A 13,272-nucleotide genomic window follows, 5' to 3' on the forward strand; every position below is an offset into this window, starting at 1 on the left:
GGACCGGGTGGGCGCCGGGTCGTACCATGGCGCTGTGAGCGACTTCGACCTCTACACGCCCAGCGAGTTCCACGAGACCGTCCGCGAGGCCATCATCCCGCTGGTGCGGGACAAGATCGCCCCGGCGGCGGCGGAGGTGGACGCCACGGGGGAGTTCCCGCAGGCCGCCTACGACGCGCTGCGCGAGACCATGTTCCACGCCCCGCACATCCCCGAGGAGTACGAGGGGCTGGGGGCCGACGCCCTGGCGACCTGCATCGTCATCGAGGAGGTCGCCCGCGGGTGTGCCTCGAGCTCGCTCATCCCGGCCGTCAACAAGCTGGGCACGATGCCGGTGATCCTGGCTGGCAGCGAGGAGATCAAGCAGAAGTACCTGCCGCCGGTGGCCGCGGGCGAGGCGATGTTCTCCTACGGGCTCTCGGAGTCCGGTGCCGGCTCGGACACCGCGGGCATGCGCTGCCGCGCCACCGAGCAGGCCGACGGCAGCTTCGTCCTCAACGGCCAGAAGTCCTGGATCACCAACGCCGGGGTCTCGGAGTACTACACGGTCATGGCCGTCACCGAGCCCGACGGCCCCCGCGGCCGCAACGTCACCGCCTTCGTCGTGGAGAAGGACGACGAGGGCTTCTCCTTCGGAGAGAAGGAGGACAAGCTCGGCATCAAGGGCTCGCCCACCCGTGAGCTGATCTTCGAGAACTGCGTCATCCCCGCCGACCGCATGGTGGGGGAGCGCGGTCAGGGCCTGAAGATCGCGCTGCAGACGCTCGACCACACGCGCGTCACCATCGGTGCGCAGGCCGTCGGCATCGCCCAGGGCGCGCTCGACGCGGCGCTGGAGTACGTGCAGCAGCGCGAGCAGTTCGGCCAGCGCATCGCGGACTTCCAGGGCGTGCAGTTCATGCTCGCGGACATGGGCATGAAGCTCGAGGCCGCCCGCCAGCTCGTCTACAACGCCGCCGCGAAGTCCGAGCGCAACGACCCCGCCCTCACCTACTTCGGTGCGGCCGCGAAGTGCTTCGCCTCCGACGTCGCGATGGAGATCACCACCGATGCGGTGCAGCTCTTCGGCGGCTACGGCTACACGCAGGACTTCCCGGTCGAGCGCATGATGCGCGACGCGAAGATCACCCAGATCTACGAGGGCACCAACCAGATCCAGCGGGTCGTCATGGCGCGCAAGCTCCTGGAGGGCATCACCTCCTGAGGGTCCGCCCGACGATCGACCAGGACCCCTACGGTGCGCAGGCGCCGTGGGGGTCCTGTCGTGCGGGTACCACTCGTGCGGGGGCGGCCGGACGGCGCGGGTCAGCCCCAGCCGAGGAGTCGCACGAGCGCCGTCGCCGCCGCGCCCAGCACCACGACCAGCAGGAAGGGTGCACGCAGCCGCAGGGCCACCACCGCCACCACCAGCGCCGCCACCCGGGCGTCGAGCCGCAGCTCCTGACCGCTGGCCACCGTGTTGAGGGCCAGCAGGGAGGTGAGCAGGCCGATCGTGACCATCCCCGCGAGGTAGAGGGGGAGCGGGCGCTGGAGCGCGGAGGCGGGCAGGAGGTACCCGGCCAGCTTGAGCGCCAGCCCCAGAGCACAGGCCACGAGCAGCCAGGCCCAGCTCATCGTGTCCCCCGCACGGAGGCCGGCCGGGTGAGAAGGGCGCTGACCGCAGCCACCAGCGCCGCGCCGAGCACGGGGATGCCGGGTGGCACGAGCGGCACCAGGGCCAGCGTGGTGACGGCGGCCAGAATGGCGATCGCCACTTCGTCCCGCCCTGCGAGCCGGGGCCACAGCAGCCCGGCGAAGGCCGCGACCGCCGCCCCGTCCAGACCCCAGGCGCTGAGATCCCCCACGGTGTCCCCCAGCAGGGCGCCGGCCAGGGTGAAGAGGTTCCACAGGACGAAGGTGGCCAGACCGGCGGCCCAGAAACCGCGCTGCTGCTCGCCCGGCTCCTCCTGCGAGACCGCGGTGGCCGTGGACTCGTCGATGGTCAGGTGGGCCATCGCCAGTCGCCGGGCAGTGCCCCGAGGCGCCAGCAGGGCGTTGAGCTGCAGCCCGTAGACGGCGTTGCGGACCCCCAGGAGGGTGGCCGCCCCGGTGGCCGCGGCCCCGGTCCCGCCACCGGCCAGGACCCCCACGTAGGCGAACTGGGAGCCGCCGGTGAACATGAGCGCCGAGAGGGCGCAGGTCTGCAGCACCGAGAGCCCGGCGGCCACGGACAGGGCCCCGAAGGAGATGCCGTACAGGCCGGTGGCCAGCCCGATCGAGAGGCCGGTCCGCTGGGCCGGGGTCACAGGCCCTGGGGGAGGTCGTCCCCCTCCCGGAGAGCCTGCCACAGGGCACCGGCCCGTTCCTCGTCCCAGCTCACGGCCCAGCCGTGCGGGGTGCTCAGGGTGCTGTCGGCCACCGGCACGGTCACCTGGCGGTCACCGCCGCTGGCCCGGCGGACGCCGTTGAGGGCGGAGGCCACCTCCAGCATCGAGTCGTGCTCGTCGACGGTCAGGGCGGGGGTCACCGCGGAGCCGACGCCGTGAACCTCCCACGGCAGGAGCACGGTGCCCGGGGTGAGCACCTGCTCGCTGAGGGCGGAGAGGAACTCTCGCTGGCGCTCCACCCGGCCGAGGTCGCCACGGGGGTCGAAGTAGCGGGCGCGGACGTAGGACAGGGCGGTGACCCCGTCCATCTCCTGGCACCCGGCCTTCAGGTCGAGGTGGGCCTTGCCGTCCTGGATGTCCTGGTCCGGGCAGAGCTCCACCCCACCCAGCTCGTCGACCACGTGGGTGAAGCCGCCGAAGCCGATCTCCACGTAGCCGTCGATGCGCAGCCCGGTGTTCTGCTCCACGGTGTCCACCAGGAGGGGGGCCCCGCCCACGTTGTACGAGGCGTTGATCTTGTTCTCACCCATGCCCCGGATCGGCACGTACGAGTCGCGCGGGATCGAGACCAGGGTCGGCTCACCGAAGGTCGGCACGTGCACGAGCATGATCGTGTCCGTCCGCCGCCCCTCGGTGTTCCCGGTCCCCAGCCGGCGTCTCTCCTCCGGGCTCAGGGTGTCCCGGGCGTCCGACCCGACCAGGAGGTAGTTGCGACCCGAGGTGTCCTCGGGGCGGCCCTCCCAGATGGGCATCGCCTCGGTGCGCCCGACCTGGCGCCAGGAGTCCCAGACGGCGAAGCCTGTGGCCACCAGCCAGACGGCCAGCAGGAGGGCGAGGACCCCCAGCGCCTGACGCACGGGGTGACGGCGGCGGGTGGGCACGAGCTGCCGGGGCGCGCGGGTCGCCGGGGCGGGCTCGACCGGCTCGGGGTCCCGGGCGCTCCGCGGGTCGACCACCGGGCGACCGCCGCGGGGGCCGCGGCGCAGCAGGTCGCCCTCGTCGGTGGGGCGTCCCAGGCGGGACTCGCGGGATCGACGGGGAGCTTCCTCGCCGCGCGGGAGCGAACCCTGCGAGGTCACCCGCCGGCGTCCCCGGTCGTCCCGGTCGCGGTGCATCCCGGGGCGCTGGCGCGGCTCGTGGTGGTCGTCAGACGTGGGCGTCACCTGCCAGAGCGTATTCCACCCGGCTACGGGCCGGTCGCCCTCGCCGACTCGGCGTGTTCACGCCACCCCGCCCCGCCCGCCCGGTGAGAATGGCCCCATGACAGCCATCAGCGTGATCATGCCGGTCCTCGACGAGGAGGCGGAGATCGAGGCCTCGGTGCGGGCCGTCCTCGCCCAGGAGGTCCCCGGCGAGCTGGAGGTCGTCCTCGCCGTCGGCCCGTCCACGGACGACACGCTGGCCATCGCCCACCGCATCGCCGCCCGGGACGATCGCGTGCAGGTCATCGACAACCCGTCGGGGCGCACCCCGGACGGCCTGAACGCCGCGCTGGCGGTGGCCCGGCACCCGGTCGTGGTGCGGGTGGACGCCCACGGCGAGCTCTCCCCGGGCTATCTGCGCACGGCCGTGGAGGTCCTGGAGCGCACCGGGGCGGCCAACGTGGGCGGCATCATGCACGCGGTCGGCCGCACCGCCTTCGAGCGCGCGGTCGCGGTGGCCATGGGCTCCCCCCTCGGGGTGGGCGGTGCCCGCTTCCACACCGGGGGCGGGGAAGGGCCCTCGGACACGGTCTACCTGGGCTGCTTCCGGCGGGAGTGGCTGGACCGGGTCGGGGGCTACGACGCCCACTTCGACCGGGCGCAGGACTGGGAGATGAACTGGCGGATCCGGCAGGCCGGCGGGGTCGTCTGGTTCACCCCCGACCTCCGCGTGACCTACCGGCCCCGGGGCAGCCTTCGGGCCCTGGCCCGCCAGTACCGGGACTACGGCCGCTGGCGCCGGGTCGTGGCCGCCGTCCACGAGGGCTCGATCAACCTGCGCTACCTGGCGCCGCCCACCGCGCTGGTCGGCGTCGTGGCGGGCACGGTGCTGGGCGCCGCGTGGCGTCCGGCCCTCCTCGCGCCCGGTGGGTACCTGACCGGGGTGGTCCTCGGGGGGCTGTGGGAGGCCCGCCACGAGGAGCCGGCCGTCGCGGCCCGGGTCCCGCTGGTCATCGGCACCATGCACATGTCCTGGGGGTGGGGCTTCCTCACGAGCCCGCGGCGGCTGCGTGACGTGCAGCGGCCGGGGCGCCCCGTGGGGGACACCCCGGCCGTCACGGCCTGAGCACCGGGCGCGCCCGGCCGTCGGGTCACGCCTGGTCGGAGACCTCGTCCTCGATGGAGCCGGCGGTCAGGTCGGTGGTGAACGGAGCGCCGGTCCTCTCGCGCACCTCGTCCTCGGTGACGCCCGCCGCGAGCTCGCGCAGCACCAGCCCGTCCTCGGTGACGTCCATGACGCACAGGTCGGTGATGATGCGCTGCACGACGCCCTTGCCGGTCAGCGGCAGGGAGCACTCCTCGACGATCTTGTGGGAGCCGTCCTTGGCCACGTGCTCCATGAGCACCACGACCTTCTTGGCGCCGTGGACCAGGTCCATCGCGCCGCCCATGCCCTTGACCATCTTGCCGGGGATCATCCAGTTCGCGATGTCGCCGGCTGCCGAGACCTGCATGGCGCCGAGGATGGCCGCGTCGATCTTGCCGCCGCGGATCATGCCGAAGCTGGTGGCCGAGTCGAAGAAGCTCGCGCCCGGGCGGACGGTGACGGTCTCCTTGCCGGCGTTGATGAGGTCCGGGTCCACCGCGTCCTCGGTGGGGTAGCGGCCCACGCCGAGGATGCCGTTCTCGGACTGCAGCACCAGCTCCACGTCGTCGTCGACGTAGTTGGGCACCAGCGTCGGCAGCCCGATGCCGAGGTTCACGTAGTCGCCGTCGGCCAGCTCCCGGGCGGCCCGGGCGGCCATCTGCTCACGGGTCAGTGCCATGTCAGGCCTCCTTGCTCTCGGTGACCGTGCGCTTCTCGATGCGCTTCTCGGCCGCCTGCTCCTCGGTGAGGACCAGCAGGCGCTGCACGTACACGCCGGGCAGGTCGACCTCGTCGGGGTCGATCTCGCCGGGCTCCACGAGCTGCTCCACCTCGGCCACGCAGACCCGGCCGGCCATCGCGGCCACCGGGTTGAAGTTCTGGGCGGACTTGTTGAACACGAGGTTCCCGTGGCGGTCGGCGACCGCGGCGCGCACCAGGGCGAAGTCGCAGGGGAGCGACTCCTCCAGCACGTACTCGTGGGTCTCGTCGAGCATCGTGAACTCGCGGGTCTCCTTCGCCGGGGACTCCACGGTCACGTTGCCCTCGGCGTCGTGGCGCCAGGGCATGCCGCCCTCGGCGATCAGCGTGCCGACGCCGGTGCGGGTCCAGAACCCGGCCAGCCCGGCACCGGCGGCCCGCAGCTTCTCGGCCAGGGTGCCCTGCGGGGTGAGCTCGACCTCCAGCTCCCCCTGGAGGTACTGGCGGGCGAACTCCTTGTTCTCCCCCACGTAGGAGGCGATCACGCGACGCAGGCGTCCGGCGTCGAGCAGGACGCCGAGTCCCCAGCCGTCCACCCCGCAGTTGTTGGAGACGACCTCGAGGTCCTCCACGCCGGCGGCGTGGACCTCGTCGATGAGCACCTGCGGGATGCCGCAGAGGCCGAAGCCACCGACGGCGACGCGCATTCCGTTCTCGAGGCCCGCGATGGCCTCACGGGCAGAGGCGACAACTTTGTCCATGGCTCCACCCTAGCCGGGATGTGAGACCGGTCACTGCCCGGGCGGGGTCTCCACGACGCGGGTGACGCCCTCCTGGACGAGGCGTGCGGGCAGGGGGTCCGGCGTCAGCCCCGTCGGCAGGGTGCCCTCGGGGGTGATCACGGTGACGGCCGAGCCGCCGGCCGCCCAGAGCCCGACCAGGGTGCGCAGGTGCTCGGCGGGGTCGGCCACGGCCAGCAGCACCCGCCCCGGCTCCACGGTCGGCACGGCCTCGGCCATCGTCCAGCGGTCGCCGGCCCGGACCAGGGCGGGGTCCTCGGCCGAGCTATCGTACCAGGGGGAGAAGTCGTCCCCGAAGCCGGAGATCTCCGCGGCCTCGTCGAGCACCCCGGTGGGCAGGTCCTCGCCCTGCCAGGTGCGGGCGAGGGCCGGCAGGGTCACGGCCACGACCTCGTCGGAGTCGTCGGCCGCGTCGGAGGTCGGGGCGGTGGTCACCAGCACGTCGGCGCCCTCGTGGACGTCCAGCGAGAGGGTGGCGCCCACGGCCCAGACGGCCACGGCCCAGTAGGCGGTGCGCCAGTGGCCGGTGGGGAGGTCGAGGGCCACGACGCTGCCGGGCTCGACGTCGAACTCCTCCTGCAGGGCGTTGGCCGCCTTGGCGGCCCAGTTGGCCAGGACGGCCCCGGAGAGCTCGATCCGCTCCCCGCGGGCGTCGTCGTAGCAGGTGAGGCGGGGTTGGTGGGGGTTGTCGGTGGTCAGGACATCCAGCACCGTTGCCGGTGTGGTCATGTGAGGGGGCCTTCCCGCGCCGAGCGCGATGTCGTCGAGTGGGCGCCGTGCGCCGAGCTGGTGCTGCGGGGCCGTGGACGGGGCCCCGCGCCTGTCGCAGGGGACAGGCCCGTGCATCGTACGACCTGCCCACCCGGCGCTGTCGTGGGCCGGCCCCGGACGTCCGGGACGCGTCGCGGAGGGGGTCGCGCCGCCGGGCCCCGTCACCCGCCGGGCCCCGGTCGAGGGGGTGCGGGCCATACACCATCGCTCGGCCGTGGGTCGTTTGACACGCGGGAGTTGCGCCGGTGTAATTTCGGTGTGGCCCGCACTCTGCGGGCAGCCTCGGAGCGCGGAATCGCCCTCGCCCGAGCGCTCATGAGCTCACCACGTGCTGACGGGCCCCAGGGTCGAGGAGGAAACCGTGCACGAACTGCAGATCGTCGGCTTGGCCGACGGGACCGTGCCCTCGTGGCAGGGGCGCGCCCTGTGCGCCCAGACCGACCCGGAGGCCTTCTTCCCGGAGAAGGGGGGCTCGACCCGGGAGGCAAAGCGTGTGTGCACCGGGTGCGAGGTGCGCACCGAGTGCCTCGAGTTCGCGCTCGAGAACGACGAGCGCTTCTGTATCTGGGGCGGTCTGTCCGAGCGCGAGCGCCGTCGCCTGAAGCGCCGCGCCGTCATCTCCGCCTGATCTCCGCCAGACTGGACGAGGGCCGGTCCGGCGGGCTCGCTCAGCCGGGGTCGAGGAGGTCCTGGGCGTCCCACCCGCTCACCGAGGCGACGAGGACGGCCAGCCCCTCCTCCAGGGCCGCCTCGAAGCCGGCCGGGTGACCTTCCCAGACCCGGGATCCCCGGTGCAGCGTGAGCACCCATCGACCGTCCTCTTGCCGGACGGCCCCGTGGCGCTCCGAGGAGGCGACGGGGCCGTCCGGGGCGACCGTCACCACCAGCTCCCACCCCCCGTCGGGCCACCCGGCGCGCTCCGTGACCCGCGTGGCCACCTCGTGCGCCAACAGCTCGAAGGCCCGCCCGCGACCGACCCGGGCCGGGACCGGTGCCGCGGCCAGCGGACCCCGCAGCTCCCGACCACGGCGCAGGGTGCGTCGGCGGGATCCACCGGGGCGGGGGCGTTCGCGCGACATGCCGGCAGCGTAGTCTGCGCGCTGTGTCGCTCCCCTCGTCCCGCCCCCGCCTGTGCAGCAAGATCGGATGCAGCCGTGGGGCGGCCTCCACGCTGACCTACGTGTACTCCGAGCAGGCCGTGGTGGTGGGGCCGCTGGCCCGGGAGGCCGACCCCCACGGGTACGACCTGTGCGCCGAGCACACGGACCGCCTCACCCCGCCCCGCGGGTGGGCCCTGCTGCGGCTCGACATCGACCTCACCGACCCCACCGGCTCGGTGCGCGACATCGGTGCCCTGGCCGAGGTCGTGCGGGACCGGCGGGCCACCGTGGAGGCTGCTCCGGGCTCGGAGTCCGCCGGGGAACCTGCCGCTGACGGTGCCCAGGGATCCGCCCACGGCCACCTCCGCCTCGTCCACGACCGGGACGACGCACCCCGGGAGGAGCGGAGCTCCGGCCACTAACCTGTGGCCATGACCCCGCAGCAGCCGCCCCTGTCAGAGTTCGTCAAGGCCTACGACGTCCGGGGGCTGGTTCCCGACCAGCTGAACCCGCGCGTGGCCCGCGCGCTCGGTGAGGCGTTCGCCCAGACCGTGGTCCTGCCCGAGAAGCTGCCCGGCGTGGCCATCGGTCACGACATGCGCTCCAGCAGCCCCGAGCTCGCCGAGGCCTTCGCCGCCGGGCTGACCCTGCACGGCGTGTCGGTGACGATGATCGGCCTGTGCTCCACCGACGGCCTCTACTTCGCCTCCGGCCGGCTCGACCTCGCCGGGGCCATGCTCACCGCCTCCCACAATCCCGCGCAGTACAACGGCATCAAGCTCTGCCGGACCGGGGCGCGGCCGGTCGGCCAGGACAGCGGGCTGGCCGAGGTGCGTGACCTGGCCCAGTGGATCCTCGACCGCGGGGACGTCCACGACCGCCCGGCCTCCGAGCACCCCGGCTCGCTGGAGCACCGCGAGGTGACCGCCGACTACGCCGCCCACCTGCGCTCCCTGGTGGACCTGGACGGTGCCCGACCGCTGCGCGTGGTCGTCGACGCCGGCAACGGGATGGCCGGGCACACCGTGCCGGTCGTGCTCGGCGACGGTGAGCGGCGCCCGGTCGACTCGCTCGAGGTGCAGCCCCTCTACTTCGAGCTCGACGGCACCTTCCCCCACCACGAGGCGAACCCGCTGGAGCCGGAGAACCTCCGTGACCTGCAGGCGGCCGTGCGGGAGTCCGGGGCGGATCTCGGGCTGGCCTTCGACGGCGATGCCGACCGCTGCTTCGTCGTGGACGAGCGCGGCGAGGCCGTGACCCCCAGCGCCGTCACCGCCCTGGTGGCGCAGCGGGAGATCCGCCGGGCCGTGGCGGCGGGTGCCTCGCCGCAGGAGGTGGCCGTGGTGCACAACGCCATCACCTCCCGGGTGGTGCCCGAGGTCATCGAGGCCGAGGGCGCACGGGCCGTGCGCACCCGGGTCGGCCACTCCTTCATCAAGGCCGAGATGGCCGAGCACGAGGCGGTCTTCGGGGGAGAGCACTCGGCCCACTACTACTTCCGGGACTTCTGGTACGCGGACACCGGCATGCTCGCCGCCCTCCACGTCCTGGCCGCCCTGGGAGAGCACGAGGGAACCCTCTCGGAGCTCATGGCCCCCTTCGAGAGGTACCCCGCCAGCGGGGAGATCAACTCCACCGTGGTCGATGCCGGCGCCGCCCTGGAGCGGGTGCGGGCCTGGGCCGCCGAGCAGGGGGCCCGGACCGACGAGCTGGACGGGCTGACGGTGACCGGCACCGCCCTGGACGGCGAGGAGCTCGGGTACTGGCGCGCCAACGTCCGGGCCTCGAACACCGAGCCGCTGCTGCGGCTCAATGCCGAGTCCACCGCGCAGGCGGTCACGGACCGGGTCAGCGAGGCTGTGCTCGGCCTCATCCGCCAGGACGGCTGAGGAGGCACCGTGCCCTATATCGACGACGCGCTGCTGGACGACCCGGACCACCTCGCGCGCTGCGACCGCCGCGGTGTGCTCCGCTCCCTGGCGACCGCCGGGGCCCAGGTGAGGCAGGCGGTCACCCTCGCCGACGAGGCCGGCATCGAGCGGATCGCCTCGGCCCACCGGCCCCGGGCGGTGGTCGTGGTGGCCTCCGGCGGCTCGGCCGTCGTCGGTGACGTGGTCTCCCTCCTCGTGGAGCAGGGCTCGCCGACGCCGGTGCACGCGCTGCAGGGAGGCCCGCTGCCGGCCTGGGTGGGGCCGCTCGACCTGGTCGTCGCCCTCTCCCTCTCCGGGGCGGAGGCCGGCGCGGTGACCATCGCCCACGAGGCCGCGCGCCGGGGTGCGGCGGTCCTCACCGTCGGGGCCGCGGACAGCCCGCTGGCAGACGCCGCCCAGCGCGCCCGGGGCGTGCACGTGCCGGTCGGCCACGGCCCGGTCAGCTCCCGCACCGCGCTGTGGGGGCTGGTGTCCCCGGTGGCCGTCGCCCTGGGGCACGTCGGGCTCGTGCAGCCCGGAACGATCGCCTGGGAGGAGGTCGCCCGGGCCCTGGACCGGGTCGCCGAGGAGTGTCGCCCGGACTCGCCGGCCTTCGTGAACCCGGCCAAGGTGCACGCCCTGGCACTGGCCGAGACACTGCCCATGGTCCTCGCCGACGGGCCGGTCGCCGGGGTGGCCGCCCGCCGAGCCGGATCGATGCTGGCGCGCACGGCGCGGGTCCCCGCCACGGTGGGGGAGCTGCCCCACGCGGCCAGCGAGGTGGTCGCCTGCTTCGACGGGCCCCACGCCACCGGGGCGGGGTGGGAGGCCACCCGCGCCCCGGTGCCCGACGGTGGGCGGGACATCTTCGCCGACCCCTTCCTGGACGCCCCCGCCCAGATCCCACTGGGCCTGTGGGTCCTGGGGGCCGGTGGGCTGAGCCCGATGGCGCAGCGGGTCAGCACGGTCGCCCAGCGGGCCGGGGTGCGGCTCGTGGACACACTCGTGGAGGAGGCGGCCCCTCTGGAGGAGCTGGCGCGTCTCGTCGCGCGGGTGGACTTCACCGCGACCTGGCTGGCGATCGGCCTGGGGCTCGACCCCGGCGTCTCGCCCCACCTGGCCGAGCTGCGGGAGAGCGACTGACCCCGGGGCCGGGCCGTCCCGCCTAGGGTGGGCCCATGCGCACTGAGCACTACGACGTCGTCGTCATCGGGTCCGGATCCGGCAACTCCCTCCCCGGGGAGGAGTTCGCGGACCTGCGGGTGGCCGTGGTGGAGGCCGGTGTCTTCGGGGGAACGTGCCTGAACAACGGCTGCATCCCCACCAAGATGTTCGTCTGGACCGCCGAGACGGCGAACCGGGTGCGGGAGGTGGAGCAGTTCGGCCTCTCCGCCGAGCTCACCGACGTGCGCTGGACGGAGATCCGGGACCGGGTCTTCCACCGCATCGATCCGATCAGCGAGGGGGGCGCTCGCTACCGGCGCGAGGCCGAGGGGACGGATCTCTACGAGGGCTGGGCCCGCTTCACCGGGGAGCGGCAGCTGGACGTGGCGCTCCACGAGGGCGGGACGGTGCGCCTCACCGCCGACCAGGTCGTCATCGCCACCGGCTCGGCGCCCACCGTGCCCGACGCCCTCGCGCCCCTGATGGGCACGGTCGGTCACACGAACCGCACCATCATGCGCCTGGAGAAGCTCCCGGCGCGGATGACGATCGTCGGCGGGGGCGTCGTGGCGGTGGAGTTCGCCCACGTCTTCAGCGGTCTGGGTGTCGAGGTGACCCTCGTGGTCCGCGGCGAGCGCCTCCTGCGCGACCTCGACGAGGAGCTCTCCCTGGCCTTCACCGCCCTAGCCCGCAAGCGCTGGGACGTGCGCACCGGCACCGAGGTGACCGGTGCCGAGGTCGTCGGTGCAGGGACCGGGGCCCACCTCACCCTCGACGACGGGGAGACCCTGGAGACCGAGGTGGTCCTGGTGGCCACCGGGCGGCGCCCCGCCACCGACGGTCTCGACGCCGATGCCGCCGGGGTGCGGGTGGACGAGCAGGGCTTCGTGGAGTGCGACGAGCACGGGCGGACCTCGGCCGAGGGGGTCTGGACCCTCGGCGACGTCTGCGACCCGACGATGCTCAAGCACGTGGCCAACGCGCAGGCCCGAGTGGTCTTCCACAACCTGGTGCACCCCGAGGAGCTGCAGTCCTTCCCGACCGTCCCGGTCGTGGCCGGGGTGTTCAGCACCCCGGAGATCGGCACCGTGGGGCTCACCGAGGCGCAGGCCCGGGAGGCCGGCCACGAGGTGGTCACCCACACCCAGGAGTACGCGGCGGTGGCCTACGGGTGGGCGATGGAGGACCACACCGGGCGCTGCCGAGTCATCGCCGACGCCGACACCGGGCAGGTGCTGGGCGGCTGGGTGATGGGCCACCAGGCCGCCATCCTCGTGAACCTCCTCGGGGAGGCCGTGATCTCCCAGGAGCCGGCGCACGAGTGGGCCCGCGGGCGCTACTGGCCGCACCCGGCCCTGTCCGAGGTGGTGGAGAACGCCCTGCTCGGCCTGCCGGCGCCCCGTGGCACCGCCGCCGGACGCTGATCCCGCGCGGTTACCATGTGAGGCATGTCTCCCACCCGTCCCGAGGCGCCCACGAACGGGCACGTCCTGGTCGTCGACGACGACACCGCGCTGGCCGAGATGCTCGGCATCGTGCTCGCGCAGGAGGGGTGGAAGGTCACCACCTGCGCGCACGGTGACGAGGCGCTCTCCGTCTTCCGCCAGTCCCAGCCCGACGTCGTCCTGCTGGACGTCATGCTGCCCGGACGCAACGGCATGGTGGTGTGCCGCGAGATCCGGCAGGAGGCCGGCGCCCCGATCATCATGCTCACGGCGCGGACCGACACTCAGGACGTCGTGACCGGCCTCGAGGCGGGCGCGGACGACTACGTGCAGAAGCCCTTCCGGCCGCAGGAGCTCATCGCTCGGGTCCGGGCCGCCATGCGGCGCGCGACGAGCCCGCAGCAGTCAGCCCTCCGGGTGGGGGACCTGGTCATCGACGTCGCGAGTCACACCGTCGCCCGGGGGGACCAGCAGATCTCCCTGACCCCGTTGGAGTTCGACCTCCTGGTGGCGCTGGCCCGCCGGCCGATGCAGGTCTTCACCCGGGAGCGCCTCCTGGAGGAGGTCTGGGGCTACCAGCACGCGGGCGACACCCGCCTGGTCAACGTCCACGTGCAGCGGCTGCGCGCCAAGATCGAGCCCGACCCCGAGGACCCCGTCATCGTGCAGACCGTGCGCGGCGTGGGATACCGGGCCGGCGCGCCCGACGCGTGATCCGCGGCGCCTGA

At 73.7% G+C, this 13,272-nt stretch carries 15 protein-coding genes; 8 read left to right on the top strand and 7 right to left on the bottom strand.

Translation table 11 applies throughout. The annotated features are described in order from the left end of the window. The first annotated feature begins 34 nt into the window (after positions 1–34). Positions 35–1,204 (top strand): acyl-CoA dehydrogenase family protein, encoded by a 1,170-nt coding sequence (locus tag CFT82_RS07405; RefSeq protein WP_088818454.1) that lies wholly within the window; start codon positions 35–37, stop codon positions 1,202–1,204. A 101-nt stretch (positions 1,205–1,305) separates the two neighbouring features. On the opposite strand, the gene CFT82_RS07410 is transcribed toward CFT82_RS07405, so the two are convergent. The 3 genes from CFT82_RS07410 to CFT82_RS07420 are packed head-to-tail and all read right to left on the bottom strand — an operon-like array spanning position 1,306 to position 3,529. Next, the gene (locus CFT82_RS07410; RefSeq protein WP_088818455.1) at positions 1,306–1,614 is read right to left on the bottom strand and encodes an AzlD domain-containing protein; all 309 of its coding nucleotides are present in this window, start codon (positions 1,612–1,614) and stop codon (positions 1,306–1,308) included. Further along, positions 1,611–2,285 carry an AzlC family ABC transporter permease gene (locus tag CFT82_RS07415; protein WP_088818456.1) on the bottom strand — a complete coding sequence of 225 codons (675 nt, stop codon included), beginning with the start codon at positions 2,283–2,285 and terminating at the stop codon, positions 1,611–1,613. The genes CFT82_RS07410 and CFT82_RS07415 overlap by 4 nt, the downstream gene beginning before the upstream one ends. Further along, the gene (locus tag CFT82_RS07420; protein WP_234994347.1) at positions 2,282–3,529 is read right to left on the bottom strand and encodes an LCP family protein; all 1,248 of its coding nucleotides are present in this window, start codon (positions 3,527–3,529) and stop codon (positions 2,282–2,284) included. The genes CFT82_RS07415 and CFT82_RS07420 overlap by 4 nt, the downstream gene beginning before the upstream one ends. Before the next feature lie 97 nt (positions 3,530–3,626). Here CFT82_RS07420 and CFT82_RS07425 point away from each other — a divergent pair, with 97 nt between their 5' ends. Further along, positions 3,627–4,634, top strand: a complete 1,008-nt coding sequence (locus CFT82_RS07425; RefSeq protein ID WP_088818457.1) for a glycosyltransferase family 2 protein — start codon at positions 3,627–3,629, stop codon at positions 4,632–4,634. Between the two features lie 25 nt (positions 4,635–4,659). On the opposite strand, the gene CFT82_RS07430 is transcribed toward CFT82_RS07425, so the two are convergent. The 3 genes from CFT82_RS07430 to CFT82_RS07440 are packed head-to-tail and all read right to left on the bottom strand — an operon-like array spanning position 4,660 to position 6,883. Further along, positions 4,660–5,334: a CoA transferase subunit B gene (locus CFT82_RS07430; protein WP_088818458.1), complete on the bottom strand. Its 675-nt coding sequence runs from the start codon at positions 5,332–5,334 to the stop codon at positions 4,660–4,662. A gap of 1 nt (position 5,335) precedes the next feature. Next, a complete protein-coding gene (locus CFT82_RS07435; RefSeq protein ID WP_088818459.1) occupies positions 5,336–6,115 on the bottom strand; it encodes a CoA transferase subunit A in 780 nt (259 codons plus the stop codon). 30 nt (positions 6,116–6,145) lie between these two features. Continuing rightward, positions 6,146–6,883, bottom strand: coding sequence for a TIGR03089 family protein (locus CFT82_RS07440; RefSeq protein ID WP_159461890.1), 738 nt, complete (start codon positions 6,881–6,883; stop codon positions 6,146–6,148). Positions 6,884–7,286: 403 nt separating this feature from the next. Between CFT82_RS07440 and CFT82_RS07445 the strand changes: the two genes are divergently transcribed. After that, positions 7,287–7,553 (top strand): WhiB family transcriptional regulator, encoded by a 267-nt coding sequence (locus tag CFT82_RS07445; protein ID WP_088818461.1) that lies wholly within the window; start codon positions 7,287–7,289, stop codon positions 7,551–7,553. 40 nt (positions 7,554–7,593) lie between these two features. Here CFT82_RS07445 and CFT82_RS07450 read toward each other — a convergent pair whose 3' ends face one another. Further along, positions 7,594–8,004 (bottom strand): hypothetical protein, encoded by a 411-nt coding sequence (locus tag CFT82_RS07450; protein ID WP_088818462.1) that lies wholly within the window; start codon positions 8,002–8,004, stop codon positions 7,594–7,596. 23 nt (positions 8,005–8,027) lie between these two features. Here CFT82_RS07450 and CFT82_RS07455 point away from each other — a divergent pair, with 23 nt between their 5' ends. From CFT82_RS07455 to mtrA, 5 genes are read left to right on the top strand one after another with little or no spacing between them, the layout of a single operon-like run. Continuing rightward, positions 8,028–8,447 carry a DUF3499 domain-containing protein gene (locus CFT82_RS07455; protein WP_088818463.1) on the top strand — a complete coding sequence of 140 codons (420 nt, stop codon included), beginning with the start codon at positions 8,028–8,030 and terminating at the stop codon, positions 8,445–8,447. Positions 8,448–8,456: 9 nt separating this feature from the next. Continuing rightward, a complete protein-coding gene (locus tag CFT82_RS07460; RefSeq protein WP_088818464.1) occupies positions 8,457–9,914 on the top strand; it encodes a phosphomannomutase/phosphoglucomutase in 1,458 nt (485 codons plus the stop codon). 9 nt (positions 9,915–9,923) lie between these two features. Next, positions 9,924–11,078 (top strand): SIS domain-containing protein, encoded by a 1,155-nt coding sequence (locus CFT82_RS07465; protein ID WP_088818465.1) that lies wholly within the window; start codon positions 9,924–9,926, stop codon positions 11,076–11,078. 35 nt (positions 11,079–11,113) lie between these two features. Further along, on the top strand, positions 11,114–12,523 hold the full coding sequence (locus CFT82_RS07470; RefSeq protein WP_088818466.1) for a mycothione reductase: 1,410 nt from the start codon (positions 11,114–11,116) through the stop codon (positions 12,521–12,523). A gap of 24 nt (positions 12,524–12,547) precedes the next feature. Beyond that, positions 12,548–13,258: an MtrAB system response regulator MtrA gene (gene mtrA, locus CFT82_RS07475; protein WP_088818467.1), complete on the top strand. Its 711-nt coding sequence runs from the start codon at positions 12,548–12,550 to the stop codon at positions 13,256–13,258. Positions 13,259–13,272: the final 14 nt, after the last annotated feature.

The sequence above is a fragment of the Kytococcus aerolatus genome (assembly GCF_900187395.1).
Taxonomy (GTDB): domain Bacteria; phylum Actinomycetota; class Actinomycetes; order Actinomycetales; family Dermatophilaceae; genus Kytococcus; species Kytococcus aerolatus.

Bases quoted from the DNA above. Each gene is read 5' to 3' on its own strand.
- CFT82_RS07410 (WP_088818455.1), bottom strand. From the start codon at position 1,614: ATGAGCTGGGCCTGGCTGCTCGTGGCCTGTGCTCTGGGGCTGGCGCTC.
- CFT82_RS07425 (WP_088818457.1), top strand. From the start codon at position 3,627: ATGACAGCCATCAGCGTGATCATGCCGGTCCTCGACGAGGAGGCGGAG.
- CFT82_RS07430 (WP_088818458.1), bottom strand. From the start codon at position 5,334: ATGGCACTGACCCGTGAGCAGATGGCCGCCCGGGCCGCCCGGGAGCTG.
- CFT82_RS07435 (WP_088818459.1), bottom strand. From the start codon at position 6,115: ATGGACAAAGTTGTCGCCTCTGCCCGTGAGGCCATCGCGGGCCTCGAG.
- CFT82_RS07440 (WP_159461890.1), bottom strand. From the start codon at position 6,883: ATGACCACACCGGCAACGGTGCTGGATGTCCTGACCACCGACAACCCC.
- CFT82_RS07450 (WP_088818462.1), bottom strand. From the start codon at position 8,004: ATGTCGCGCGAACGCCCCCGCCCCGGTGGATCCCGCCGACGCACCCTG.
- CFT82_RS07460 (WP_088818464.1), top strand. From the start codon at position 8,457: ATGACCCCGCAGCAGCCGCCCCTGTCAGAGTTCGTCAAGGCCTACGAC.
- CFT82_RS07470 (WP_088818466.1), top strand. From the start codon at position 11,114: ATGCGCACTGAGCACTACGACGTCGTCGTCATCGGGTCCGGATCCGGC.
- mtrA (WP_088818467.1), top strand. From the start codon at position 12,548: ATGTCTCCCACCCGTCCCGAGGCGCCCACGAACGGGCACGTCCTGGTC.